This window comes from Bacillus sp. REN16, from assembly GCF_020731355.1.
Classification (GTDB): Bacteria; Bacillota; Bacilli; order Bacillales; family Bacillaceae_L; genus Ferdinandcohnia.
Window position 1 is genome coordinate 98,539 of record NZ_JAJFZK010000010.1, and the last position, 24,230, is coordinate 122,768.

The window sequence follows — 24,230 nt, forward strand, 5'->3', positions numbered from 1 at the left end:
ACATCCTCTAATGGAACTGCGAGAAATCTTGGGAGGTTTACAAATGGTAGCCGAAAATAATCAGGACATTTCAAATCAAAATAATGAAGAGAAGATGGATGTCCTCAAATCTACACAAACAGTTATACATAAGGCATTAGAAAAATTAGGGTACCCTGAGGAAGTATACGAGCTTTTAAAAGAACCGATTCGAATGATGACTGTTAAAATTCCTGTAAGAATGGATGATGGATCTGTAAAAATCTTTACAGGCTATCGCGCACAGCATAACGATGCGGTTGGTCCAACAAAAGGCGGAATTCGATTTCATCCCAATGTTACAGAGAAGGAAGTTAAAGCGCTTTCGATTTGGATGAGCTTAAAATGTGGTATCGTTGATTTACCATATGGTGGAGGCAAAGGCGGAATCATTTGCGACCCTAGAGATATGTCATTCCGTGAACTTGAACGACTAAGTCGTGGCTATGTTCGTGCAATTAGTCAAATCGTAGGTCCTACAAAGGATATCCCGGCTCCAGATGTATTTACAAATTCTCAAATTATGGCATGGATGATGGATGAGTATAGTCGAATTGACGAATTTAACTCACCTGGTTTCATTACTGGAAAGCCGCTTGTATTAGGTGGTTCACATGGCCGTGAGTCTGCAACAGCAAAGGGTGTAACCCTTTGTATTCGTGAAGCAGCAAAGAAACGCGGTATCAGTCTAGAAGGTGCACGTGTCGTTGTACAAGGCTTTGGAAATGCAGGTAGCTTTTTATCAAAATTTATGCATGACGCAGGTGCGAAAGTAATTGGTATTTCTGATGCATATGGCGGTTTATATGATCCAAATGGATTGGATATTGATTACTTATTAGATCGTCGTGACAGCTTTGGAACAGTAACAAAGTTATTTAACGATACGATTACAAACAAGGAATTGCTTGAGCTCGATTGTGATATTCTTGTTCCCGCTGCAATAGAAAACCAAATTACTGAAGAAAATGCCCATAATATACGTGCAGGTATTGTAGTGGAAGCCGCAAACGGTCCGACAACACTTGAAGCTACACAAATCCTGACTGAAAGAGAAGTACTCCTCGTTCCAGACGTTTTAGCAAGTGCTGGAGGGGTGACTGTTTCCTATTTTGAATGGGTTCAAAATAACCAGGGCTATTACTGGTCAGAGGAAGAAGTAGAAGAAAAGCTAGAAAAAGTAATGGTCAAGTCATTTGAAAATATTTATTCAACTGCTCAAAATAGACGTGTTGACATGAGACTTGCAGCCTACATGGTTGGAGTAAGAAAAATGGCCGAAGCTTCTCGCTTTAGAGGCTGGATTTAACTTTATTTTCGGGGAAGGGCCCCCGAAATAAAGTTAAAAGCCTCCGGCGGATGCCACAGATTTTCAAAGAAAATTTTTCGTTTAGGTAGGATTAAAGACTAAGTACGCCACTTCTTGTGGCAACGTCTTTATTACCCACTTCCTGTGGGCCTAAAAATCTGGGCAACAAATACGCATTCGCGTATTTGATTCATTTTATTTGCAAATACCACAAAAATCTCCTATCATTTCGGTAGGAGTTTTTTCTGCTTTAGAATTGGAGTGACAAACATGCAATATGAAGAAGTCATCATTATTGGGGGAGGACCCTGTGGATTAGCAGCTGCCATTGCACTGCAGAATATCGGGATTGAACCACTGGTCATTGAAAAAGGGAATATTGTGAATGCCATTTACCACTATCCCACACATCAAACATTTTTTAGTACAAGTGAAAAATTAGAAATCGGGAATGTCCCATTTATTATTGAAGGTCGTAAGCCAAAAAGAAATCAGGCTTTAGCTTATTATCGCGAAGTCGCGAAACGCGAAAAAATAAGAGTACATGCGTTTGAAAAAGTTACGGGTGTAACGAAGCATGCCAATAATGAATTTACAATCACAAGCTCAAAGGGTGAGTATCACGCGAAATATGTTATTGTAGCGACCGGCTATTATGACAATCCAAACTATATGGATGTTCCAGGTGAAGATCTACCTAAAGTTTTTCATTATTTCAAAGAGCCACACCCTTATTTCGACAAAGATGTAGTCGTAATTGGAGGAAAGAACTCCAGTATCGATGCAGCTTTGGAGCTAGTTAATGCTGATGCTAGAGTAACTGTTCTATATCGTGGATCCGAATATTCTTCAAGCATTAAACCATGGATTTTACCTGAGTTTGAATCATTGGTTCGTAATGGCATTATTAACATGGAATTTCATGCAAATGTTATTGAAATTACAGAGGATGCTGTGATCTACCAGGTTGGGGATGAACAAAAGAAATTAAAAAATGATTACGTATTTGCGATGACGGGATATCATCCGGATCATAGCTTTTTACAAAAAATGAATGTTCAGATTGAACAAGATACCGGTAGACCTTCATTTAATCCTGAAACAATGGAGACGAATGAAGAGGGGATTTTTATTTCTGGGGTTATAGCAGCGGGGAATAATGCCAATGAAATTTTCATTGAAAATGGACGTTTCCACGGGGATTTAATTGCAAAAGCAATTTTAGAAAGAAAATAGGGCGACCCATTAGGTCGTCCTTCTTGTTTATTTATTAAACATTTCTTGTAGTTCATCATGATCATTTGTCAATTCTAATGTGACCAATAGCTTGAGTCTTGCTTTTTGACCATTTAAACCATTTGAAAAAATAACCCCAAGCCTCTTCAACTGGCGACCACCGCCTTCATAATTATACACATCCTGCACATAACCGTTAAAGCAACGTGAAACCAATACGATAGGAATACCGCTATCCATGAGTAATTTTAATTCAGTAACCATGGTTGGAGGCAAATTACCTTGTCCAAGTGCTTCGATAACTAAACCGTCTGGCTGAATTGTTCGAACTGCTCGAAGGATCTGATCGTCCATTCCTGCATAGGCCTTCAGGAGGACAACATTTTTCGTTACATCTTTTATGTCGTATGTTTCCCTGATAGTTGGTATATGGTGGAATGTAATTTCCCGTTTGCTTACAATACCTAGAGGCCCATACTGGGGACTTTGGAAAGTTGCGATATTGCTGGTGTGGGTTTTAGTTACGTTTTTAGCCGTATGAATTTCATCATTTAAGACAACTAAAACTCCTTTTCCAATGGCATTGTCAGAAGCTGCAACACGAACGGCTGAAATCAGATTATAAGGGCCATCCGCACCAAGCTCATTGCTCGACCTCATCGCTCCCGTCACGACTATTGGAATATCGGATTGTACGGTAATGTCTAAAAAGTAAGCCGTTTCTTCAAGGGTATCAGTTCCATGGGTAATAACTACACCTTCGATTTTATCTTCAATTATACTGGTTTCGATTTTACGCTTAAGCTTAAGCATTTCCTTTTCCGTAATATGTGGTGAAGGCAATTGGAATAATTCCACAATTGTGACATCTGCGATTGCAGATAAAGCATCCGTGTGAAGTAATAGTGGATTTTGTTGGTTTTGATCTACTGCTCCAGTTTCCTTATCTTCCATCATCGCGATCGTTCCGCCAGTATGTATAATGAGTATTTTTTTCATCAGATCTGCCTCATTTCAATATAGAAAAATTATCCATTTCATTGATCTTCATATTTCCATTTACCACATTACATGTTACGATAAAAGTGTTTGTTACTCAAATAATTTTATTTTAGGGGAAGAAGAGGTTTTCTTATGCTGGCGGTCATAACCGCAGGACTTGCACCAGGACTTGCGTTATTAAGTTATTTTTATTTAAAAGATAAATATGAAGCAGAACCAATCGTAATGGTGTTTCGAATCTTCATTTTTGGGGCCATTTTGGTGTTTCCGATTATGTTTATTCAATATGTGTTGGGGGTTGAAGAGGTTTTTTCGAATAACCTTTTACAGGCCTTTTTATCCGTAGGGTTATTAGAGGAGTTTTTTAAATGGTTCATCCTTTTTTATACGGTTTATCAACATATTGAATTTGATGAACAATATGATGGAATTGTGTATGGTGCTGCTCTGTCGTTAGGATTTGCAACATTGGAAAATATTCTTTATTTATTAGCAAATGGGGTCCAGTTTGCAGTTGGCCGCGCTCTTTTACCAGTCTCCAGTCATGCACTGTTTGGTGTCATTATGGGGTATTATCTTGGTAAAGCAAAATTTTCTTCTAAGGAAAAAGAAAAGTGGATATTTATCTCCTTTTTATTCCCGTTCCTTTTACATGGTATTTATGACTACATACTACTTTCAATGAAAAAATGGATTTATATCATGATACCATTTATGCTGTTTTTATGGTGGTTTGGATTACGAAAAGTTAAAATTACAAAACCTTAACCTGTCATTTGGCAGGTTATTTTTATTGGATTTATGATGAAAGATTGTATGTAACTTGAAATACTTCTGAATAAAATACCAATCTCTACGGAAAATATATGTAAGTATATATAGAAAATGGTTAGGGAGGTAATTGATCATGAGCTTTAAAAAGTATCTGATGTTCCCCATCGTTCTTATCATGTTCGTTAGTATGTTCATTGGTGGAACTGCCAATAATGTTCAAGCATTTTCAGAGCAGATTATCCAACGTGGTGCAACAGGTGACGATGTTATTGAGTTGCAATCAAGACTACAATATAACGGATATTATCATGGCACGATTGATGGGGTATACGGCTGGGGGACATATTGGGCAGTACGTAATTTTCAGAAGGCATTTGGACTTGAAGAGGTAGATGGTTTAGTCGGTGACAATACGAAGGCGATGATTAACCGTTATACAAAGTATAATAAGCAATTTGTATATGACAATTTGCGTAAAGGGAATCATTTCACCCATTATGGCGGTGTTCCATGGAGTATTCAATCCGCTCCTACTGAAAAGAATATCCAAAAAGCAAAAACTACAGCTGAATCTAGACGAGCTGAAATAGAAAAACAATTTACAGCCGAGCAAAAGCAGCCGCAGGCGGGTCAGGGAAAGGCGCCCGCACAACAGCAACCCAAGGCGCCTGCGCAGCAACAGCCTAAGGCTCCTGCTCAACAGCAACCAAAGGCACCAGCAAAGCAACAACCCAAAGCACCTGCACAACAGCAACCGAAGGCACCTGCTAAACAGCAGCCAAAAGCTAAGGTTGAACAACAAGAAGAGGCTCAGTCCCTTGGACCTGCCGCTGTAAATATGCCAGGCGGGTTTTCACAAAATGATATTCAACTTCTTGCAAATGCTGTTTATGGAGAAGCACGTGGTGAGCCATACATTGGACAGGTCGCAATTGCTGCGGTTATTTTAAACCGCCTTGATAGCCCGACTTTTCCAGATACAGTATCGGGTGTAATTTTTGAACCGCTAGCATTTACAGCAGTTGCAGATGGGCAAATTTGGTTGACACCAAATGAACAGGCGAAAAAAGCCGTTATTGATGCAATAAATGGTTGGGATCCTACAGGTGGAGCGACCTATTACTTTAATCCAGTAACAGCAACAAGTAAATGGATCTGGGGTAGACCCCAAATTAAGAGAATTGGTAAGCACATATTCTGTCGATAGAATGGAAGGTGAAACAAATTGTTAAGAGGAATATTAATTACAGTACTTACGATAGGCATTATCGGAACAGGGTATTGGGGCTATAAAGAGCACCAAGAGAAAAATGCCATTCTAATACAGGCGGAAAATAATTATCAACGAGCATTTCATAATTTGACGTATCATATTGACCTCTTACACGATAAAATTGGAACAACACTTGCGATGAATTCAAGAAATTCACTTTCTCCAACACTTGCAGATGTATGGAGAATCACATCTGAGGCACATTCAGATGTAGGTCAATTACCATTGGCTCTTATGCCGTTTAACAAAACAGAAGAGTTTCTAAGTAATATCGGGGATTTTAGTTATCGCACAGCAGTCCGTGACCTATCTAAAGAACCATTGTCAGAAGAAGAGTATAAAACGCTTCAGCAGCTTTATAAAAATGCAGAAGATATCCAAAAGGAACTTCGAACCGTCCAACATCTTGCAATGGAAAACAATCTGCGATGGATGGATGTTGAATTAGCACTCGCTTCAGGGGAAAAGCAGGCGGATAACACGATTATTGATGGCTTAAAAACTGTTGAAAAAAATGTAGCTGCTTATTCTGAGAGTGACTTTGGCGTGACCCTTACAACCACTAAGAAAGATGGTGGAAAATTTCCTAATTTAGAGGGGCCGCAAATTAATGAGGAACAAGCGAAGGAAATTGCGAAAAAGTTCCTTGGATTAGAAGGTAATATTGAAATGAAGGTTACCGAAAATGGTGATGGATCACCAAATGGTTTTTATAGCCTGGAAATAAATGACCCTAAATCAAAAGTGAATACATTTATGGATATTACGAAAAAAGGTGGTATTCCGATTTGGGTTATTCGCAATCGTGAAGTAGCAAAAAGTAAAATAAGCCTTAATGATGCATATAATCGAGCTCAAAAATTCTTAAAAGATAACAAATTTGAAAACCTCGAGCTTTTTGAAAGCGCGCAATACGATAATATTGGTGTATTTAACCTCGTTTCTTCGGTTGATGGAGTAAGGGTGTATTCTGATTCCATTAAGATGAAAGTAGCACTGGACGACGGAAATATTATTGGGTTTACAGCACGAGACTATTTAATGGCTGGCAAAATTAAAACAGCTGGTAAACCAAAAATTACAAAAGAGGAAGCTAGGAAAGAAATTAATCCTAATCTTGAAATCATGGAGGATCGTCTCGCTGTCATAACAAATGATCTTGATCAAGATGTCCTTTGTTATGAATTTTTAGGAACGATTAATAATGATACGTATCGAATCTTCATCAATGCAGAGAATGGGTTTGAAGAAAAAGTCGAGAAGCTCAAAAATGCTGAACCAGTTTATAAGGGAATGAACAAATCTTAATAATTCAAAAAGGAAAGCAATTTTGCTTTCCTTTTTTTGTTTATTCATGTTTTAATTAAGGTACAGAATGTTTTGGAAAGAGTGAAGTACTGTGTTGAATATTGGGGATATGATTACCCTTGAACCGAGCATTAATCCAAATGGTGAAAAATATAAATGCAGAGTTGTTGAAATAATGGAAAACAAGCTATACATTGACTATCCATTAAACAACAAAACTGGGAAAACGGTTTTTTTATTAAATGGGACGCAACTTAAGGCTTTTGTTACAGCTGATAGCACATCCGCTTATTTTTTTGATACTGCTGTATTGGGAAGGGTAAAACAAAACATTCCAATGATTGTTCTATCCTTTCCAAGTATGGACAGTATGTATAAGATTCAGCGTCGTGAATATGTCCGCGTCGAAACACCAGTTGATGTAGCAATACATAGCTTAAACGGGGAATTTCAACCCTTCGTTTCGATCACTCGTGATATAAGTGCAGGTGGTGCTGCAATCATTCTTCCGTCTTCAAAAACACTTATACAGGGAGTAGACATCCTAACACATTTCGTCCTCCCAACCCTAACTGAAGATTACCTATATGTTACGTTTAAAAGTAATGTAATCCGGATCGTGGAGGGTAAAAATGGTGAAAAAAATAGAGCTTCTATTAGATTTGTGGATATTAGCGAATCTGATCGCCAGCTTCTAATAAAATTCTGTTTTGAAAGACAATTATTATTGAAGAAAAAAGGAATCCGTGAGGTTGAAATTTAGAAATAGATATTCAATGGAATAAAATTCACGAAATATTTGCATACTAGAATTAAAAACTCTCTTTAGGGTAGGTATGCAAATGAAAAACTTCGAACGAATTTTAATCAAGTTAGCCATTATTCAATTTGTCTTTTTACTTGTGGCACAAGCTATTATATTATATAGCCCACTCACTCCATATATCACGAGAATGATTGAATATGAAGGTGTCGATAAATCGGACACGACCAAAACCATTGAAACATTATTAAATAACAATTAAAATGAATTGCAGGGATTCCCTGCATTTTTTCGTAGGCAAGAATACTGTTTAAAAGAATCAAGATAATAAAGTTTAGATAGACAAGCTTACTTGTTTACAACAGTATTCCTTGTCTAGCTCAAAAAGCCATCGCCTCTTTGGTCATAAGCCGATAGGCGGGCGCCTTGTGCTTTTCGAATCAGCGTTACTTACAGGAGGCTTACATAGTTTATGAACAATAAGATTTCAATAGCAATTGACGGACCGGCTGCTGCTGGGAAGAGTACAGTAGCAAAAATTATCGCGAAGGATCTTTCCTATATTTATGTTGATACAGGTGCGATGTACCGTGCGTTAACGTATAAAGCACTTCAATTAGATTTAGATCTAGAAAATGAAGACCAGCTTCTCGATGCACTAAAAAATGCGAAACTTGAATTAAAACCTAGCGAAAACGGACAGCTTGTTTTTATCGATGGCAAAGATGTAACCGAAAAAATTCGAGAGCATGATGTGACAAATTCGGTTTCGATTGTTTCTAAGCATCGCAAGGTTCGAGAAAATATGGTCGAGCGTCAGCAGAGCGTGGCTTCACTTGGTGGGGTTGTAATGGATGGAAGGGACATTGGTACTCATGTGCTTCCGAATGCGGAAGTGAAAATCTTTTTACTTGCTTCTGTTGAAGAAAGAGCCGTACGCCGCCATGAAGAAAACCTATTAAAAGGTTATGAGTCCGATTTAGAACGATTAAAAACTGAAATTGCAACTAGGGATAAATTGGACTCCGAACGTGAGGTGGCTCCATTGCGAAAAGCAGAGGATGCGATAGAGATTGATACGACATCATTAAGCATCGAAGAGGTAGTTGCGAAAATTATGGATGTTATAAGGGAAAGGATTTGAATGGAATGAACCTATACCCTTTTGGAAGAGGATTAATTGGAGCAATCATTAAACCTCTTTATCGTATTGAGGTCCTAGGTAGGGAAAATATTCCAAAGGAAGGTGGAGTCTTGATATGTTCAAATCATATTGATAATCTGGATCCCCCTGTTGTTGGAGTGACATCACCAAGACCGATTCATTTTATGGCAAAGGCTGAATTGTTTAAGGTACCAGTATTAGGTTGGATTTTACCAAATGTTAATGCATTCCCGGTAAAGCGCGGGGTAAGTGATCGAGATTCACTTAGAACAGCACTTAAGATATTGAAAGAGGGGAAAGTGCTAGGTATCTTTCCTGAAGGCACCAGAAGTAAGGATGGACAGCTAGGGAAAGGATTATCCGGAGTTGGCTTTTTTGCACTAAGAACTGACTGTGTTGTCGTTCCGTGTGCAATTATAGGGCCATATAAAGCGTTTGGTAAATTAAGGGTCGTTTACGGAAAGCCCGTTCCAATGGAAACATTCCGAAACGAAAAGGCTTCAGCGGATGTCGTAACTGAAAAAATTATGGATTCAATAAGAGAAATACTGGAAAAATATCAATAGATTAAGAGTTTATACTTGACAAATAACGCTATTTATTAGAAGTTAATTAAAAGAATATTTTTATAATTAGTGTTATAATAATTTATTATTAGTGTATCGTATGACTTTTTCGATTACAATTAGTAGATAGATCCTAATCCCGGCAAAGTGGGGGAAACTATTTATATAGTAAATAACAAGTCTGGACCGCGATACATACATAAAAAGTTTTAGTGTTGGATGCACGAAGGAGGTAATTGGAATGGCGGAGGATATGAATCAAGTTGAGTACAAAGAATTACAAGTTGGTGATGTTATCACTGGCAAGGTTACAAAGGTAGAAGAAAAACAAGTATTTGTTTCAGTTGAAAACAGTAAGCTAGATGGCATTATCCCAATTAGTGAGCTGTCCAGCCTGCATGTTGATAAAGCAAGTGATGTTGTATCAGAAGGAGAAGAACTGGAGCTTTCTGTTACAAAAGTAGAAGAAGAAGCTTTAATTCTATCTAAAAAAGCTGTACTAGCTTCCAAAGCTTGGGATGACTTAGAGCAAAAATTTAACACTGGTGAAGTGTTCGAAGCAGTTGTAAAAGATGTAGTTAAAGGTGGATTAGTTGTTGACCTTGGCGTAAGAGGATTTATTCCAGCATCTTTAGTTGAAAACTATTATGTCGAGGATTTCTCCGATTATAAAGACAAATCATTAACTGTAAAAGTAGTTGAACTTGATCGTGAGAAAAACAGAGTTATCTTATCCCACCGTGCCGTTGTTGAAGAAGATCAAAAGAATCAAAAGCAACGTGTTCTTGATTCATTAAAGGTTGGGGCTGTGCTCGAAGGTACTGTTCAACGCTTAACTGATTTCGGTGCATTCGTTGATATCGGTGGCATTGATGGATTAGTGCATATTTCACAGCTTTCACATGAGCATGTATCAAAACCATCTGATGTTGTTGAAGAAGGTCAAGTAATTAAGGTTAAGGTTTTATCTGTCGACCGTGATAATGAACGAATTTCATTGTCAGTTAAAGAAACATTACCTGGGCCATGGGAAAATATCACCGAGAAGTTAGCAGTTGGTGATGTAGTCGATGGAACAGTAAGAAGACTTGTTTCTTTCGGTGCATTTGTTGAAGTATTACCAGGGGTTGAAGGCCTGGTTCATATTTCACAAATTTCTTCAAAGCATATCGGTACTCCACATGAAGTATTAAAAGAGGGTCAGGTTGTACAAGTTAAGGTTCTTGAACTAAACGAGTCTGACAAACGTATTTCTTTAAGTATGAAAGAACTTGAAGAGAATGTGGAAGAAGACTATTCTAAATACCAGCAGCAAGAAGAATCATCTGGCTTCCAGCTTGGTGAAGTAATTGGTGACCAACTGAATAAACTAAAAAATTAAATGAAAATTGAGAGACTCTCACCCAATTAGGGTGAGAGTTTTTTTATGGATTCATTTCATTCATTTCTCTTGCTTCTTCAGGTGTATCTAATCTTGTTGCACCCTTATAATCAAGGGATTGGTCTCGATCGGACTCAGTTCTGCGTTCTTTTTTAAGCTTTCTTTCTTGTCTATCTCTGCCCATTTTTATTCCTCCTTTTTCATCCCTACATAAGTTTCCGTGAACAGGGGATTTTATGTAAGGGTTATCCATTTATTCATTTTAGTGTTTCTTAAAAGGATTTTTGGTATGCAAATGGGTTAAATTTCATAATTTTGAGCCATAATGGGAATAATAGGAGGTGGAGAAGTGGACGGTGCAATCTTTTATTGGATTTGTTGGATGGCTTGGGTATGCAGTACTTTTCTAATGAAAAAAAATAAGGAAAGACTACTCTTATCCATTTTGTTTTTAGTAACAGTCATACTATCACCTTATTCCGTTGGAGTGGGCAGTATCAAAATAAATTGCAGTATTTTTCTTCTATTACTTTTTTGTATGAAAGAAATCTCAAAAAGACCCAAAAAACAAGTACTTTATATGCTAATTTGTATTTTAACCATTTCTTTAGCCTATTGCAGTTTCCTAATGTTTGAATTGTACGATCCCGTATGGCTTTTTTTTAATCGGAATTTGATGCTTGGAGCCGCCTTAATATATGTAACCTTAATGCTAATAAAGGATTTACGGCTGCGCATGGCGGGGCTATTAATAGGTGCCATACAAGGCGATATTCTTTATGGAATCATTGTGAATAATGTCAATTTTCCATATGAAATTGGATCATTTGTCTTTTTGGATGTTATTGCAATAAGTTTTTGTTTTATTTTTGTTTGGTCATCATTAGAAATATTGTTACATCATGTTGATGTAATGGTTCAAAAAAACACGAAGGAGAAACACGGCTAGTATGAATGAATATACTTACCCGATATTGTTCGGGCTCATATTTGGTGTTGCCGTACGGCTGTATATGCTGCGTACAGATTATCGTCAATATCCGACTTATCTGCACGGAAAAATCATACATATTGCATTGGGGTTTATTGCGGCTGGCTTGGGGACGGTTGCTGTTCCTTCGATTATGGAGGAAGACTTCACTGCAATCACATTTTTAACCATTGCCGCCTCACAATTTCGTGATGTACGAAATATGGAACGCAATACCCTTACTGAATTGGATTCTTATGAGCTTGTACCCAGAGGCAGGACATATATTGAGGGAATTGCCGTTGCCTTTGAAAGTCGAAATTACTTAGTTATTTTTACTTCTTTTTTTTCCACCTTTGCTTACCTTGCCATAAATATGTGGGCGGGAATTATCGTAGGTATCATTTGTCTCCTCATTTGTAAAAGGTTAATGGCGGGGAGCAGTCTAAAAGATATCGTGGATATTGTGTTTGTAAAGCCGCAATTTAAGGATGCAGGTTTACATGTTGATAATATTTATATTATGAATATTGGTCTTCCAGCAAGACAGGAAGAGATTTTAAAATATGGGATGGGATTTATTTTAAAGCCCAAAACATTTAATGCCAGGGCCACCATTGCAAACCTGGGTCAAAGGCAAGCCATTTTACATGATGTATCTACTGCCTTGGGGATATTTAGAGATTCGGGAACCCCTGCGCTCACTCCGCTGGCGAAGAGAGATTTAAATGATGGGCGTGTAGGAGTTTTTGTACTTCCACAGGAAGTGAATATTGAAAAAGCGATTGAGATTATCGGAAATGTGCCTACCTTGGAAAATGCCATCCGCATGCCAACGGAGAGAGAAGGAAATGAAAAGGGGCAGCCACATAAATGAATATCGAAAAATTTATTTTAGCAGCAATCACATTGGATTCGGCAAATGTAAAGGTTTCAGGGGGTACGCCATTGTTTGCATGTTCAACAAAGGAAGAAATGGACTCAGTTGCCGCAAATTTAGAAGCAATTCTAGATGGAATAGCTCATGAAATCAGTGCAAATTTGTACATTATTGTTAAACATTAAACATTTGATTGTTGTAAAGACGTATTTTTGATAGAATGTAAAAGCATGACCCTTCTGACGTAGAAGGGTTTATTTTTTACATAACATTGATTTAATCATTTTTTATGTGATATATGTAAGTATGAGTTCGTTTAGAAGGGAAGAACGCATGTGGTAAAACCAGTTGTGGCAATTGTTGGTCGACCAAACGTAGGTAAGTCAACAATTTTTAATCGGATAGTAGGAGAAAGAATATCAATTGTAGAAGATATACCTGGAGTAACTAGAGATCGCATTTATAGTTCTGGCGAGTGGCTAAATCAAGAATTTAATATTATTGATACAGGGGGTATTGATATTGGCGACGAGCCATTTCTTGCTCAAATTAGACACCAAGCAGAAATTGCAATCGATGAGGCAGATGTCATTATTTTTATGACAAGCGGCCGTGAGGGTGTGACAAGTGCGGACGAAGAGGTTGCGAAAATTTTATATCGTTCGAAAACACCTGTCGTATTAGCTGTAAATAAGGTAGACAACCCTGAAATGAGGGCAGATACTTTTGACTTTTATGCTTTAGGATTCGGAGAACCAATTCCGATTTCGGGCTCACATGGGATTGGGCTAGGAGATTTATTGGATGAAGTCATCAAACATTTTCCAAAGGGTGGAAACGAAGATTATGATGACGAAATTATTAAATTTTCTTTGATTGGTCGACCAAATGTAGGTAAGTCATCACTTGTCAATTCCTTATTAGGTGAGGAAAGAGTCATTGTAAGTGATATTGCTGGAACAACGCGGGACGCGGTCGATACAAAATACACAGTGGATGGCAAAGAGTATGTCATCATTGATACTGCTGGTATGAGGAAAAAAGGAAAAGTCTATGAAAGCACGGAGAAATATAGTGTGCTTAGGGCTTTAAAGGCAATTGAACGCTCTGACGTTGTCCTTGTAGTGTTAAACGCAGAGGAAGGGATTATCGAACAGGATAAAAAAATTGCAGGTTATGCTCATGAAGCGGGCAGAGCGGTCGTAATCGTTGTCAACAAGTGGGATGCAATCGAAAAAGATGAGAAAACGATGAAGGAATTCGAGCAGAAGGTTCGTGATCATTTCCTATTTCTTGATTATGCACCCATTGTGTTCTTATCTGCAAAAACAAAACGCCGGATTCATACTTTGATTCCAATGATTGATATGGCTAGTGAAAATCATACAAGACGTGTTCAAACAAATGTGTTAAATGATGTCGTTATGGATGCTGTTGCAATGAACCCAACACCTACGGATAAAGGGAAACGTCTAAGAATTTACTATGTGACACAAGTCGCAGTTAAGCCGCCAACCTTTGTTGTATTTGTAAATGAGCCCGAGTTAATGCATTTTTCATATGAACGCTTCTTAGAAAATCGGATTAGGGATGCTTTTGGATTTGAAGGTACACCAATTAAGGTTATCGCAAGGGCAAGAAAATAGGAAGGGGAAGATGTAATGGAGAGAGTAACGGTTATTGGAGCGGGTAGCTGGGGTACGGCACTTGCACTTGTTCTTGCTGACAATGATCATGAGGTTCGGATCTGGTCACATCGACAAGAGCAGGTTGACGAAATCAACATTAAGCATACCAATTCGAAGTATGTTCCATCAATTGATTTGCCAGAAACGATCATTGGATATTCGGATTTAGGAAAGGCGCTGGAGGACGTGAAGACCATTGTTCTTTCCGTTCCAACAAAAGCAATCCGGGAGGTTCTTCAGAAAATAAGTCAGGTCATCTCAGCACCATTAACGATCGTTCATGTGAGTAAAGGGATTGAACCGGACACATTAAAGCGGATTTCTGAAATGATTGAGGAAGAAATGCCTTCAAATCTGTTAAAAGATGTTGTGGTTCTTTCTGGTCCAAGTCATGCTGAAGAAGTAGTACTTCGTCATCCCACAACTGTAACTGTTTCTTCTAAAAATATGGAATCTGCTGAATATGTTCAGGATCTATTCATTAATCAGCATTTTCGCGTATATACTAACCCCGATATTATTGGCGTCGAAATCGGTGGGGCGCTTAAGAATATTATCGCCTTGGCTGCTGGAATTACAGATGGTCTTGGATATGGAGATAATGCAAAAGCTGCTCTAATTACCCGTGGTTTAGCCGAGATCTCGCGTTTGGGCAGCAAAATGGGTGCAAACCCGCTAACCTTCGCCGGATTAACCGGAATTGGTGATTTAATTGTAACGTGTACTAGTGTGCACTCACGGAACTGGCGTGCAGGAAATTTACTTGGAAAAGGGCAAAGCCTTGAGGAAGTCCTCGAAAATATGGGAATGGTTGTTGAAGGTGTAAGAACAACAAAAGCAGCGTATCAGCTTGCTAAAAAAATGGACGTGTCTATGCCGATCACATTTGCTTTATATGACGTTCTTTTCAATAATCAATCACCTAAAGATGCTGTTGATCAATTAATGGCCAGAGGAAGAACAAATGAAATGTCCGATATTTTCAATTATTTTGAAGAAAAAGGGTTGAACTAAAACACAGACTGCCTTTTTCGTGCATATGATGGCAAGGAGAATAGTAAAATAGCGGGATCGACAACATTTCGCACAGCAAGAATATTCTAATGAGTAAAAAAGTTTGCACTTTCTTGTGAAAAATAGGCATAAGACGATACATTTCATGCCGTTTTCGCATAAAATGCAACGTAGTATACTGTGGGTCTGAGCCATTGGATTAAAGGGAATATTTAGTTTTACGGTTGCTGAAGTAAAGGTGCCCCTCTTTACTTCAGTTTTTTTATTTAACAATTTATGCTTAGGTTAATAATGCTTATTATGATATAATATTTGACGGAATGTTAGAGTTGGACAAGGGAGTGAGTAAGATGACACCAGGATTACTAAAAATGTGGATATCGTTTGCAGGGATGGCGTCGATGGCTATTGCTATCATATCCATTTACTTTAGTCGATATAAACTAAAGGGCTTCCTAAAAGGAATCGTAGCCGCGTTGGCTTATCTTTTTATGATTCTAGCTGGCATTATTATGGTCATAGTTGTGTTTAGCGGGCCAGTTATTGAGTAGAGAACATAAGGATGGTATTAATATGAAAGTTACGTTACAACTGTTGGTTATTGCTTTTTCATTATCAATACTTACAGGGTGCCTTTACCCGAATGATAAGCTTGCTCAAAACCAAATCCCTTATGAGGATCAAATTGCAGCTGTTCAGAGAGCTGTTGATCAATTCAAAGAGGATTCTGGTGGTCTTTTACCGATTAAAACAAGAGAGATGGAGACCCCAATTTATCAAAAATATCCGATTGATTTTATTAAGCTTTCACCAAAATACATAGCCGAACCACCCGGTAATGCTTATGAAACGGGCGGGGTTTATTTATATGTTTTAGTAAATGCAGAAACAAACCCAACGGTTAAACTTTTAGATGTTCGTATTTCAGAAGAACTTAGTGAACTAAATTTGCGGGTTGAAATGTATCGTTCTTCAAATGGATATGCGCCGTTTAAAGAACAGCTTCACACTAATGTATTTACATTGGATTACAGTAAGCTCGGCTTGAAGGAAGCGCCATATGTTGTGAGTCCGTTCACAGGAAAAAACTTGCCACTCTTGATTACGAGCTCCAATGAAATTGTTGTAGATTATCGTATGGATTTATTTGATTATTTATCAAAATATGAACATACCTATAAAACAGGTGACGATATTCGAGATATTTTAGTCGATAACTCGATGTTCGTACCAACCAATTCTTTGCCATACACGATCGATGAAGAAAATGAACCAATTTTTTTAGATAAATAAGTCATGAACCCTTCTTTTAGACATAAACTCTAAGAGAAGGGTTTTTATTTTTGTTTATTCGTTCAAAAAGTGTAAGAAAAATAGCTTGCTAGAGTAATTTAGATTGGCTTTTTGAACTCAACTTTGCTGCTACATATTATGGGGGGCAATTTTTTTCTAGAAATAGTCATATTTAATTAGGACAACGTCATACAAATATAATGTCCTAGAATATGTAGTAAACGGATAAAATTATCCCAAGAACTGTAAAATCGGGAGGGATCACACTTGGAAAAGGTAGATATTTTCAAAGATATCGCTGAACGCACCGGTGGCGATATATATTTAGGAGTCGTTGGTGCAGTTAGAACAGGCAAATCTACTTTCATAAAGAAATTCATGGAATTAGTAGTCTTACCGAATATCGGTAGTGAAGCTGATAAGGCTCGCGCACAGGATGAACTGCCACAAAGTGCTGCTGGAAGAACAATCATGACAACCGAACCAAAGTTTGTTCCAAATCAAGCTGTTTCAGTACATGTTGAAGAAGGGCTTGATGTAAACATTCGCCTAGTCGATTGTGTTGGATACACAGTTCCAGGTGCAAAGGGTTATGAGGATGAAAATGGCCCACGTATGATTAATACTCCGTGGTATGAAGAGCCAATCCCGTTCCACGAAGCAGCAGAGATTGGCACAAGAAAGGTAATCCAGGAGCATTCTACAATTGGTGTCCTTGTTACAACGGATGGTTCAATTGGAGAAATTCCAAGAAGAGATTATATTGAAGCGGAAGAACGGGTAATCGCTGAGTTAAAAGAGGTAGGGAAACCATTTATCATGGTTATTAACACAGTCCATCCTCATCATCCAGAAACGGATGCTCTTCGTCAGGAATTAAGTGAAAAATACGATATTCCTGTATTGGCAATGAGTGTTGAAAGTATGCGTGAAGCAGATGTATTTAATGTTTTGCGTGAAGCGCTATATGAGTTCCCAGTCTTAGAGGTAAATGTAAACCTGCCAAGCTGGGTAATGGTCTTAAGAGAGGATCATTGGTTAAGAGAAAGCTATCAGGATGCTGTGAAGGATACAGTCCAAGATATCAAGCGTTTACGCGATGTTGACCGTGTCGTTGGTCAATTTAGTGAATATGACTTTATAGACCAAGCAAGCTTAGCAGGGATTGAAATGGGGCAGGGTGTAGCAGAAATTGATTTATATGCTCCGGATGATTTATATGATCAAATCCTTAAGGAAGTTGTGGGCGTTGAAATCCGCGGAAAAGATCATCTTTTACAGCTTATGCAAGACTTTGCTCATGCAAAAGCAGAGTATGATCAAGTAGCGGACGCGTTAAAAATGGTGAAGCAAACAGGATATGGAATTGCAGCACCAGCGTTATCTGATATGAGCCTGGATGAGCCTGAGATCATCCGTCAGGGATCAAGATTTGGGGTTCGCTTAAAGGCTGTTGCACCATCTATCCACATGATTAAGGTTGATGTTGAGTCCGAATTTGCTCCGATCATTGGAACTGAAAAGCAAAGCGAAGAATTAGTTCGTTACTTGATGCAAGACTTTGAGGATGATCCGCTTTCTATTTGGAACTCAGATATCTTCGGACGTTCATTAAGCTCCATCGTTCGCGAGGGGATTCAGGCAAAATTATCATTAATGCCTGAAAATGCACGCTACAAGTTAAAAGAAACCCTTGAAAGAATCATTAACGAAGGATCAGGTGGATTGATTGCCATCATATTATAAGATTTGGGCTCCTCACAAGGGAGTCTTTTTTTGTGGAAATTTTGCCTTATTTGCTTTCCTAAATACGTATATGATAAGCTTTTTACAAAAAATAAGTGCTTTTTGGTGAAATATACATAAAAAGGTAATATTTCTGTTGAAATATATTGAATTATGTCTAAGAATCGTTTATTATAAGGCATGTTAGCATCAAGCTAATGTAAGAGATACTTGATGACATAAGGCTTAAAGAGCAATGAATGATTATTCATATGATTTGGAATTTTTATTTGGGAGGAGGTGAATGTCATGAACAAAACAGAATTAGTTAACGCTGTCGCTGAAAGTGCTGAACTTTCTAAGAAGGATGCTACAAAAGCTGTTGATGCAGTTTTTGATTCTATCCTTGAAGCTCTTAAAGGTGGAGACAAAGTTCAGTTAATCGGGTTTGGAAACTTTGAGGTACGTGAGCGTGCAGCTCGTAAAGGGCGTAACCCTCAAACTGGTGAAGAAATCGAAATCGCTGCAAGCAAGGTTCCTGCATTTAAACCAGGAAAGGTGCTTAAAGACGCAGTAAAATAATTTTACATAGAACCTATGTGTAAGTTACAAGAAGAGTCGTTTATTTTTCGCGACTCTTTTTTGTTTTATATTCATAAATATGCTAGAATCAATGAACCGACAGTTGTGAATAGAGGAGAGGTTGGCAAATGACTTCGATAGATTATAAAAAAATAGAGCAAGCAGTTACAATGATCTTAGAAGCAATCGGGGAAGATCCGCAGCGAGAAGGGTTAGTGGACACACCAAAACGTGTAGCAAAAATGTATGCCGAAGTTTTCTCTGGCTTACAAGATGATCCGAAAGAATATTTTCAAACCGTTTTTGGAGAAGAACACGAGGAATTGGTATTAGTAAAAGACATTCCATTTTACTCTATGTGTGAACACCATCTCGTCCCATTTTATGGACATGCCCATGTTGCCTATATTCCTAAGGGTGGAAAAGTAACGGGATTGAGCAAACTGGCACGAGCGGTAGAGGCAGTAGCAAAAAGACCCCAATTACAAGAAAGAATTACTTCAACAATTGCTGATGCAATAGTTGAAACACTTCAGCCTCACGGAGTAATGGTGGTCATCGAAGCAGAGCATATGTGTATGACAATGCGGGGTGTTAAAAAGCCAGGGGCGAAAACTGTTACTTCAGCTGTCCGAGGAATATTACAAAAGGACCCTGCTGCTCGAAGTGAAGTCTTATCATTAATTAAGAATTGACATCCATAAAAAATTACGAGATAGTAAAGAAAAGCTAATGAACTTAGTTCTGTACCATAGGAGTGAAAAGGATGAGTAATAATTCAAACTCAGAATTTATTGTTATCAAAGCAGTAGAAGATGGAGTAAATGTAATCGGATTAACGAGAGGATCTGATACACGCTTTCATCATTCGGAGAAATTGGATAAAGGCGAGGTCATGATTGCGCAATTCACTGAACATACTTCAGCTATCAAGATACGAGGTCATGCAATCATCCAAACAAGTCATGGAGAAACTGAATCAGATTCAAAAAAATAAGCAGGTAAATCCTGCTTTTTCTTTTGGTTTAAATAAAACTAAGGGAAAAACTAAGTGATGTATGTTATAATTAACGTTGTTTTATAAAGACTAATGATAAAGAACTTGAACATAGATAAAAAACGGATTTTTTAAATTGGGGAAACAAGGGTGATTGATTTGCATGACATCAAGGAAATAGTTGCCAATCTTAAGGAGCGTATTGAGGATAAAACAAGACACTCATACCTTCAAAGATATATGGAGACACCAAGTATAGATGAGGATAAACTATTATTGTTATACTCCATTTGCGAGGATTTGCTTTTACCGAAAGAGCAATTAACGAATTATATAGTGACCACTATGCTTGTTCAACAGGCATTAGATACCCATGAAACAGTCCCCAATCGACTTTCCTTTTCAGATGAACGTGTACGTGGTCAACAATTAGCCATATTGGCAGGAGACTATTTTAGCGGGCTGTATTATTATCTTCTTGCGCAAGCTTCCGATATAACCTTTATACGAATCCTTGCAGAAGGTATTAAAGATGTGAATGAGGCCAAAATTTATTTGTATCAAATGGATCATGATCAAGTAGACCAGCTTTTATCATATGTAACATCGGTTGAATCTGCTATTTTCCGAAAAATCGTAAATAGTTTTCAAATTAAAAAGTGGGAAGAAATTGTTCAAAACTTTTTATTGCTAAAATGGCTCCTACATGAAAGAGACCATTACGCAGAAGATGGAGATTCAATTCTTTTTAAGACCCTTAAGAAAATAGCTTCGAGGGAAAAGGGAGAACAAGAAACGGATGTAATGTTTGAATTTAACAAGCATCTTTCTCTTGTTTGCAAAAAACTAGAAGAGTCATTAAAGACAAACCCTAAAATAAACAAATCACTACTAAATCGAATCAATGAACTACTTCTTAAAAGTACCTCGTTTACATTGAAAAAGATTGTGGAAGAAGGGTAATTATGGAACAATCTAAAGAACAACGTGTGCATCATGTATTTGAAAAAATATATAAAAACTATGACCAAATGAATTCCGTTATCAGCTTCCAACAACATAAAGCTTGGCGTAAGGATACTATGAAACGTATGGATGTCAAAGTGGGATCGGCTGCACTTGACTTATGCTGCGGTACCGCCGACTGGACTATTGCCCTTGCAGAAAAGGTCGGTCCTTCGGGAAAGGTAACCGGTCTCGATTTTAGTAAAAATATGCTTAAAATCGGTCAAGAAAAAGTGGACAAGCTAAAATTAAATCAGATTGAATTAATTCATGGTAATGCGATGGAGCTTCCGTTTGAGGATAATTCTTTCGACTATGTAACGATTGGTTTTGGCCTTCGAAATGTACCGGATTACATGACCGTTTTAAAAGAAATGCAAAGGGTGGTAAAGCCAGGTGGGAAGGTTGTCTGCTTGGAAACCTCACAGCCGACTATGATTGGATTTAGGCAATTATATTTTTTCTATTTTCGTTTTATTATGCCGGTTTTCGGAAAGCTTTTTGCGAAAAGTTATCAGGAATATTCATGGCTTCAGGAATCAGCACGTGATTTTCCAGGAATGAAAGAACTTGCACTTATGTTCCGGGAAGCAGGCTTGACCGAAATTGAAGTGAAACCATATACTTTAGGTGTAGCTGCGATGCATATGGGCATTAAGAAGTAGTAATCGTTCATTAAAAAATCGTGGCATCCGCCGGAGGCTTAACTTTATTAAATCGGGGTTTGACCTTCGACTTAATAAAGTTATGTCATATTTTGAGACTAAGGTGAAACTGATGAAATTATCTTTGATGTATTCGTATTTGAATACAGATTTAGCAATTATAGAAAAAGAATTGGAGGCTTCTATCAAAGGGAAGCATCCGGTTCTTCAACAAGCCGGATTACATTTACTGCAATCCGGCGGTAAGCGACTGCGACCCGTTTTTGTCCTTTTAGGTGGGAAATTTGGGAAATATGATATTGATGTCATTAAAAATGTTGCCGTAACACTTGAACTTATTCATACGGCCTCTCTTGTGCATGACGATGTAATTGATGACGCGGATATTCGGCGCGGCAGGCCCACTATTAAGGCAAAATGGGATAATAAGATCGCGATGTACGCTGGAGATTATATTTTAGGCAGCTCACTGGAAATTATCACAAAGCTTCCTAATCCCTTACTACATAAACTACTTGCACATACGATTGTTGAGGTTTGTTTAGGTGAAATCGAACAAATCAAAGATAAATATCGTTTTGATCAGAACTTGCGCTGTTATTTACGCAGAATCAAGCGGAAGACGGCTCTGTTAATTGCAAGCAGCTGTCAACTTGGAGCAGTAGCGGCAGAAGTGCCCGCAGATGTCCATAAAAAGCTGTTTTTATATGGTTATTATGTGGGGATGGCATTCCAAATAACAGATGATATTTTAGACTTCACTAGTTCCGATGAGCAATTGGGTAAACCCGCAGGTAGTGATTTGCTTCAGGGTAATATTACCTTGCCGGTTCTATATGCGATGAAGGATCAAAATCTTAAGCAACAAATTATCCAAGTATCTGAACGTACAACAGCTTCTGAAATAAAACCTTTAATTAAAGCCATTAAACAATCTGATGCAATCATTCAAGCCGAGGCATTAAGTAATCGTTATTTAGAAAAAGCATACAAGATTTTAGAGGAATTGCCTTCGAGTCGTGCCAGAAATACGTTGTACAATGTTGCAAAATATATCGGAAAAAGAAAATTTTAGGGATACCGTTGATTACCAATCAAAATAGTGTTACTATTTTGATTGGTCGCTAAACAATGACTATTATACATAATTTTGGTGGGGTGGAGATCGCTATGGAAAAAACATTTTTAATGGTTAAACCTGATGGTGTACAGCGTGAACTAGTTGGAGAAATTGTTTCACGCTTTGAAAGAAAAGGCTTTCAATTAGTGGGAGCTAAATTGATGGCGGTTTCAGAAGAGCTTGCTGGCGAACATTATGGCGAGCACAAAGAGCGTCCGTTTTACGGAGAACTAGTTGATTTCATCACTTCTGGACCAGTTTTTGCAATGGTTTGGCAAGGTGAGAATGTAATTGCAACTGCTCGTCAAATGATGGGTTCAACAAATCCAAAGGATGCTGCACCTGCAACAATTCGTGGAGATTTTGGGTTAACAGTTGGAAAGAATGTTATTCATGGTTCTGATTCACCAGCAAGTGCTGAACGTGAAATTTCATTATTCTTCAAAGAAGAAGAATTAGTATCCTACGATAAGCTAATTAATAACTGGATTTACTAATCTAACCAAAACCAGCCCTAAGAAGGGCTGGTTTTTCTAAAGGAACTTTCACCCCGTAAGATCAAGTATTTTTGAGGAGAAGTTATGGACAAGAATTATATATTATTTACCGAACAAATAAAAAGAAAAACGGGTATTGATTTACGTTTATATAAAGAAGCTCAAATGGTAAGAAGACTTACCTCATTGTTCGAAAAAAGAGGATTTTCGAGTTTTCAGGAATACTATAAGGGAATTGAAAATAATAAGGAACTGATGCATGAGTTTTTAGATCGAATGACAATCAATGTTTCAGAGTTTTATCGAAATGCGAAACGATGGGAAGTATTAGAAACAAGGATTCTTCCAAAACTCCTTCAACAAAATCGGAAGCTAAAAGTATGGAGTGCAGCCTGTTCAGCCGGTGAGGAGCCGTATACACTTGCAATGATTCTATCAAAGTTTTTACCTTTGCACCAAATATCCATTCTAGCTACGGATATAGATGAAAATATTCTTGCGAGAGCAAGAATGGGTGTGTATCCAGAACGTTCTCTTCAAGAAATGCCCTTTGATATGAAAAAACGTTTTTTTACTCAAGATGGAGCTTATTACAATATCCATCCGGACTTAAAGAAAGCTGTGACTTTTAACAAGCAAAATTTACTAGCAGATCCATTTGGAACGAATTTTGACTTAATCGTATGTCGAAATGTATTAATCTATTTTACTGAAGAGGCAAAGGATTTGCTTTACAACAAATTTAGTGATGCGCTTAAAAGTGATGGCATCCTCTTTGTTGGGAGTACGGAGCAAATTTTTAATCCCGGAATATATGGGCTGGAAACGGAAGAAACATTCTTTTATCGAAAAAAATAAAAATTTTGAAAAATGACAAATCTAATAATATTTGTTAAGATAAAGAAATCGAATTTGCCATTTGGTAAATTCTTTTTCTTTATATTGTGGATGTAAACCGTATAAAATTTTGAAAAAATCTATCCGGATTTACGAAGATTA

The 24,230-nt window shown here is 37.7% G+C and carries 28 protein-coding genes; 26 read left to right on the forward strand and 2 right to left on the reverse strand.

The window, feature by feature from the left end:
* Positions 1–94 precede the first annotated feature (94 nt).
* A complete protein-coding gene (locus LKW28_RS15310; RefSeq protein ID WP_420708890.1) occupies positions 95–1,327 on the forward strand; it encodes a Glu/Leu/Phe/Val family dehydrogenase in 1,233 nt (410 codons plus the stop codon).
* Between the two features lie 270 nt (positions 1,328–1,597).
* A complete protein-coding gene (locus LKW28_RS15315) occupies positions 1,598–2,563 on the forward strand; it encodes a YpdA family putative bacillithiol disulfide reductase (RefSeq protein WP_229141222.1) in 966 nt (321 codons plus the stop codon).
* Positions 2,564–2,590: 27 nt separating this feature from the next.
* On the opposite strand, the gene LKW28_RS15320 is transcribed toward LKW28_RS15315, so the two are convergent.
* Entirely contained in the window at positions 2,591–3,562 is a 972-nt protein-coding gene (locus LKW28_RS15320; protein WP_229141223.1) for an asparaginase, read from the reverse strand.
* Between the two features lie 135 nt (positions 3,563–3,697).
* On the opposite strand from LKW28_RS15320, the gene prsW reads away from it, so the two are divergent.
* The 8 genes from prsW to rpsA all read left to right on the forward strand — a co-directional run bounded on the left by prsW (position 3,698) and on the right by rpsA (position 10,795).
* The gene (prsW, locus tag LKW28_RS15325; protein ID WP_229141224.1) at positions 3,698–4,333 is read left to right on the forward strand and encodes a glutamic-type intramembrane protease PrsW; all 636 of its coding nucleotides are present in this window, start codon (positions 3,698–3,700) and stop codon (positions 4,331–4,333) included.
* A gap of 139 nt (positions 4,334–4,472) precedes the next feature.
* Positions 4,473–5,546, forward strand: a complete 1,074-nt coding sequence (gene sleB / locus LKW28_RS15330; protein WP_420708886.1) for a spore cortex-lytic enzyme — start codon at positions 4,473–4,475, stop codon at positions 5,544–5,546.
* An 18-nt stretch (positions 5,547–5,564) separates the two neighbouring features.
* Positions 5,565–6,920 carry a germination protein YpeB gene (gene ypeB / locus LKW28_RS15335; RefSeq protein WP_229141225.1) on the forward strand — a complete coding sequence of 452 codons (1,356 nt, stop codon included), beginning with the start codon at positions 5,565–5,567 and terminating at the stop codon, positions 6,918–6,920.
* A 91-nt stretch (positions 6,921–7,011) separates the two neighbouring features.
* Positions 7,012–7,683: a flagellar brake protein gene (locus LKW28_RS15340; RefSeq protein WP_229141226.1), complete on the forward strand. Its 672-nt coding sequence runs from the start codon at positions 7,012–7,014 to the stop codon at positions 7,681–7,683.
* A 79-nt stretch (positions 7,684–7,762) separates the two neighbouring features.
* Positions 7,763–7,945 carry a YpfB family protein gene (locus LKW28_RS15345; protein ID WP_229141227.1) on the forward strand — a complete coding sequence of 61 codons (183 nt, stop codon included), beginning with the start codon at positions 7,763–7,765 and terminating at the stop codon, positions 7,943–7,945.
* 210 nt (positions 7,946–8,155) lie between these two features.
* The gene (gene cmk / locus LKW28_RS15350) at positions 8,156–8,827 is read left to right on the forward strand and encodes a (d)CMP kinase (RefSeq protein WP_229141228.1); all 672 of its coding nucleotides are present in this window, start codon (positions 8,156–8,158) and stop codon (positions 8,825–8,827) included.
* A 5-nt stretch (positions 8,828–8,832) separates the two neighbouring features.
* Positions 8,833–9,414, forward strand: coding sequence for a lysophospholipid acyltransferase family protein (locus tag LKW28_RS15355; protein ID WP_229141229.1), 582 nt, complete (start codon positions 8,833–8,835; stop codon positions 9,412–9,414).
* A 241-nt stretch (positions 9,415–9,655) separates the two neighbouring features.
* Entirely contained in the window at positions 9,656–10,795 is a 1,140-nt protein-coding gene (gene rpsA, locus LKW28_RS15360; RefSeq protein ID WP_229141230.1) for a 30S ribosomal protein S1, read from the forward strand.
* A gap of 43 nt (positions 10,796–10,838) precedes the next feature.
* Here the strand turns inward: rpsA and LKW28_RS15365 are convergent, their stop codons facing one another.
* Positions 10,839–10,979: a YpzI family protein gene (locus LKW28_RS15365; protein ID WP_229141231.1), complete on the reverse strand. Its 141-nt coding sequence runs from the start codon at positions 10,977–10,979 to the stop codon at positions 10,839–10,841.
* 165 nt (positions 10,980–11,144) lie between these two features.
* On the opposite strand from LKW28_RS15365, the gene LKW28_RS15370 reads away from it, so the two are divergent.
* The 16 genes from LKW28_RS15370 to LKW28_RS15445 all read left to right on the forward strand — a co-directional run bounded on the left by LKW28_RS15370 (position 11,145) and on the right by LKW28_RS15445 (position 24,089).
* On the forward strand, positions 11,145–11,744 hold the full coding sequence (locus LKW28_RS15370) for a hypothetical protein (protein WP_229141232.1): 600 nt from the start codon (positions 11,145–11,147) through the stop codon (positions 11,742–11,744).
* A 1-nt stretch (position 11,745) separates the two neighbouring features.
* Entirely contained in the window at positions 11,746–12,642 is an 897-nt protein-coding gene (locus tag LKW28_RS15375) for a YIEGIA family protein (protein WP_229141233.1), read from the forward strand.
* Positions 12,639–12,830, forward strand: a complete 192-nt coding sequence (locus tag LKW28_RS15380) for a capping complex subunit for YIEGIA (protein WP_229141234.1) — start codon at positions 12,639–12,641, stop codon at positions 12,828–12,830. Before LKW28_RS15375 ends, LKW28_RS15380 begins: the two co-directional genes overlap by 4 nt.
* A 150-nt stretch (positions 12,831–12,980) precedes the next feature.
* A complete protein-coding gene (der, locus tag LKW28_RS15385; protein ID WP_229141235.1) occupies positions 12,981–14,291 on the forward strand; it encodes a ribosome biogenesis GTPase Der in 1,311 nt (436 codons plus the stop codon).
* A 15-nt stretch (positions 14,292–14,306) separates the two neighbouring features.
* The gene (locus tag LKW28_RS15390) at positions 14,307–15,347 is read left to right on the forward strand and encodes an NAD(P)H-dependent glycerol-3-phosphate dehydrogenase (protein WP_229141236.1); all 1,041 of its coding nucleotides are present in this window, start codon (positions 14,307–14,309) and stop codon (positions 15,345–15,347) included.
* A 350-nt stretch (positions 15,348–15,697) separates the two neighbouring features.
* On the forward strand, positions 15,698–15,898 hold the full coding sequence (locus LKW28_RS15395) for a DUF2768 domain-containing protein (protein ID WP_229141237.1): 201 nt from the start codon (positions 15,698–15,700) through the stop codon (positions 15,896–15,898).
* Between the two features lie 22 nt (positions 15,899–15,920).
* Positions 15,921–16,640 carry a hypothetical protein gene (locus LKW28_RS15400; protein ID WP_229141238.1) on the forward strand — a complete coding sequence of 240 codons (720 nt, stop codon included), beginning with the start codon at positions 15,921–15,923 and terminating at the stop codon, positions 16,638–16,640.
* Positions 16,641–16,907: 267 nt separating this feature from the next.
* On the forward strand, positions 16,908–18,386 hold the full coding sequence (gene spoIVA / locus LKW28_RS15405) for a stage IV sporulation protein A (protein WP_229141239.1): 1,479 nt from the start codon (positions 16,908–16,910) through the stop codon (positions 18,384–18,386).
* Between the two features lie 288 nt (positions 18,387–18,674).
* A complete protein-coding gene (locus tag LKW28_RS15410; RefSeq protein WP_229141240.1) occupies positions 18,675–18,947 on the forward strand; it encodes an HU family DNA-binding protein in 273 nt (90 codons plus the stop codon).
* A 128-nt stretch (positions 18,948–19,075) separates the two neighbouring features.
* On the forward strand, positions 19,076–19,642 hold the full coding sequence (folE, locus tag LKW28_RS15415; RefSeq protein ID WP_229141241.1) for a GTP cyclohydrolase I FolE: 567 nt from the start codon (positions 19,076–19,078) through the stop codon (positions 19,640–19,642).
* 71 nt (positions 19,643–19,713) lie between these two features.
* Positions 19,714–19,944, forward strand: coding sequence for a trp RNA-binding attenuation protein MtrB (mtrB, locus tag LKW28_RS15420; protein WP_229141242.1), 231 nt, complete (start codon positions 19,714–19,716; stop codon positions 19,942–19,944).
* Positions 19,945–20,094: 150 nt separating this feature from the next.
* Entirely contained in the window at positions 20,095–20,907 is an 813-nt protein-coding gene (locus LKW28_RS15425; RefSeq protein WP_229141243.1) for a heptaprenyl diphosphate synthase component 1, read from the forward strand.
* A 2-nt stretch (positions 20,908–20,909) separates the two neighbouring features.
* Positions 20,910–21,614 carry a demethylmenaquinone methyltransferase gene (locus LKW28_RS15430; protein ID WP_229141244.1) on the forward strand — a complete coding sequence of 235 codons (705 nt, stop codon included), beginning with the start codon at positions 20,910–20,912 and terminating at the stop codon, positions 21,612–21,614.
* 112 nt (positions 21,615–21,726) lie between these two features.
* Positions 21,727–22,689, forward strand: a complete 963-nt coding sequence (gene hepT / locus LKW28_RS15435; protein ID WP_229141245.1) for a heptaprenyl diphosphate synthase component II — start codon at positions 21,727–21,729, stop codon at positions 22,687–22,689.
* A gap of 95 nt (positions 22,690–22,784) precedes the next feature.
* Positions 22,785–23,231 carry a nucleoside-diphosphate kinase gene (ndk, locus tag LKW28_RS15440; RefSeq protein WP_229141246.1) on the forward strand — a complete coding sequence of 149 codons (447 nt, stop codon included), beginning with the start codon at positions 22,785–22,787 and terminating at the stop codon, positions 23,229–23,231.
* Positions 23,232–23,315: 84 nt separating this feature from the next.
* Positions 23,316–24,089, forward strand: a complete 774-nt coding sequence (locus tag LKW28_RS15445) for a CheR family methyltransferase (RefSeq protein ID WP_229141247.1) — start codon at positions 23,316–23,318, stop codon at positions 24,087–24,089.
* Positions 24,090–24,230 lie beyond the last annotated feature (141 nt).

Bases quoted from the DNA above. Each gene is read 5' to 3' on its own strand.
- LKW28_RS15310 (WP_420708890.1), top strand. From the start codon at position 95: ATGGATGTCCTCAAATCTACACAAACAGTTATACATAAGGCATTAGAA.
- LKW28_RS15315 (WP_229141222.1), top strand. From the start codon at position 1,598: ATGCAATATGAAGAAGTCATCATTATTGGGGGAGGACCCTGTGGATTA.
- LKW28_RS15320 (WP_229141223.1), bottom strand. From the start codon at position 3,562: ATGAAAAAAATACTCATTATACATACTGGCGGAACGATCGCGATGATG.
- prsW (WP_229141224.1), top strand. From the start codon at position 3,698: ATGCTGGCGGTCATAACCGCAGGACTTGCACCAGGACTTGCGTTATTA.
- sleB (WP_420708886.1), top strand. From the start codon at position 4,473: ATGAGCTTTAAAAAGTATCTGATGTTCCCCATCGTTCTTATCATGTTC.
- LKW28_RS15345 (WP_229141227.1), top strand. From the start codon at position 7,763: ATGAAAAACTTCGAACGAATTTTAATCAAGTTAGCCATTATTCAATTT.
- cmk (WP_229141228.1), top strand. From the start codon at position 8,156: ATGAACAATAAGATTTCAATAGCAATTGACGGACCGGCTGCTGCTGGG.
- LKW28_RS15355 (WP_229141229.1), top strand. From the start codon at position 8,833: ATGAACCTATACCCTTTTGGAAGAGGATTAATTGGAGCAATCATTAAA.
- rpsA (WP_229141230.1), top strand. From the start codon at position 9,656: ATGGCGGAGGATATGAATCAAGTTGAGTACAAAGAATTACAAGTTGGT.
- LKW28_RS15365 (WP_229141231.1), bottom strand. From the start codon at position 10,979: ATGGGCAGAGATAGACAAGAAAGAAAGCTTAAAAAAGAACGCAGAACT.
- LKW28_RS15375 (WP_229141233.1), top strand. From the start codon at position 11,746: ATGAATGAATATACTTACCCGATATTGTTCGGGCTCATATTTGGTGTT.
- LKW28_RS15380 (WP_229141234.1), top strand. From the start codon at position 12,639: ATGAATATCGAAAAATTTATTTTAGCAGCAATCACATTGGATTCGGCA.
- LKW28_RS15390 (WP_229141236.1), top strand. From the start codon at position 14,307: ATGGAGAGAGTAACGGTTATTGGAGCGGGTAGCTGGGGTACGGCACTT.
- LKW28_RS15395 (WP_229141237.1), top strand. From the start codon at position 15,698: ATGACACCAGGATTACTAAAAATGTGGATATCGTTTGCAGGGATGGCG.
- LKW28_RS15400 (WP_229141238.1), top strand. From the start codon at position 15,921: ATGAAAGTTACGTTACAACTGTTGGTTATTGCTTTTTCATTATCAATA.
- LKW28_RS15410 (WP_229141240.1), top strand. From the start codon at position 18,675: ATGAACAAAACAGAATTAGTTAACGCTGTCGCTGAAAGTGCTGAACTT.
- folE (WP_229141241.1), top strand. From the start codon at position 19,076: ATGACTTCGATAGATTATAAAAAAATAGAGCAAGCAGTTACAATGATC.
- mtrB (WP_229141242.1), top strand. From the start codon at position 19,714: ATGAGTAATAATTCAAACTCAGAATTTATTGTTATCAAAGCAGTAGAA.
- LKW28_RS15430 (WP_229141244.1), top strand. From the start codon at position 20,910: ATGGAACAATCTAAAGAACAACGTGTGCATCATGTATTTGAAAAAATA.
- hepT (WP_229141245.1), top strand. From the start codon at position 21,727: ATGAAATTATCTTTGATGTATTCGTATTTGAATACAGATTTAGCAATT.
- ndk (WP_229141246.1), top strand. From the start codon at position 22,785: ATGGAAAAAACATTTTTAATGGTTAAACCTGATGGTGTACAGCGTGAA.
- LKW28_RS15445 (WP_229141247.1), top strand. From the start codon at position 23,316: ATGGACAAGAATTATATATTATTTACCGAACAAATAAAAAGAAAAACG.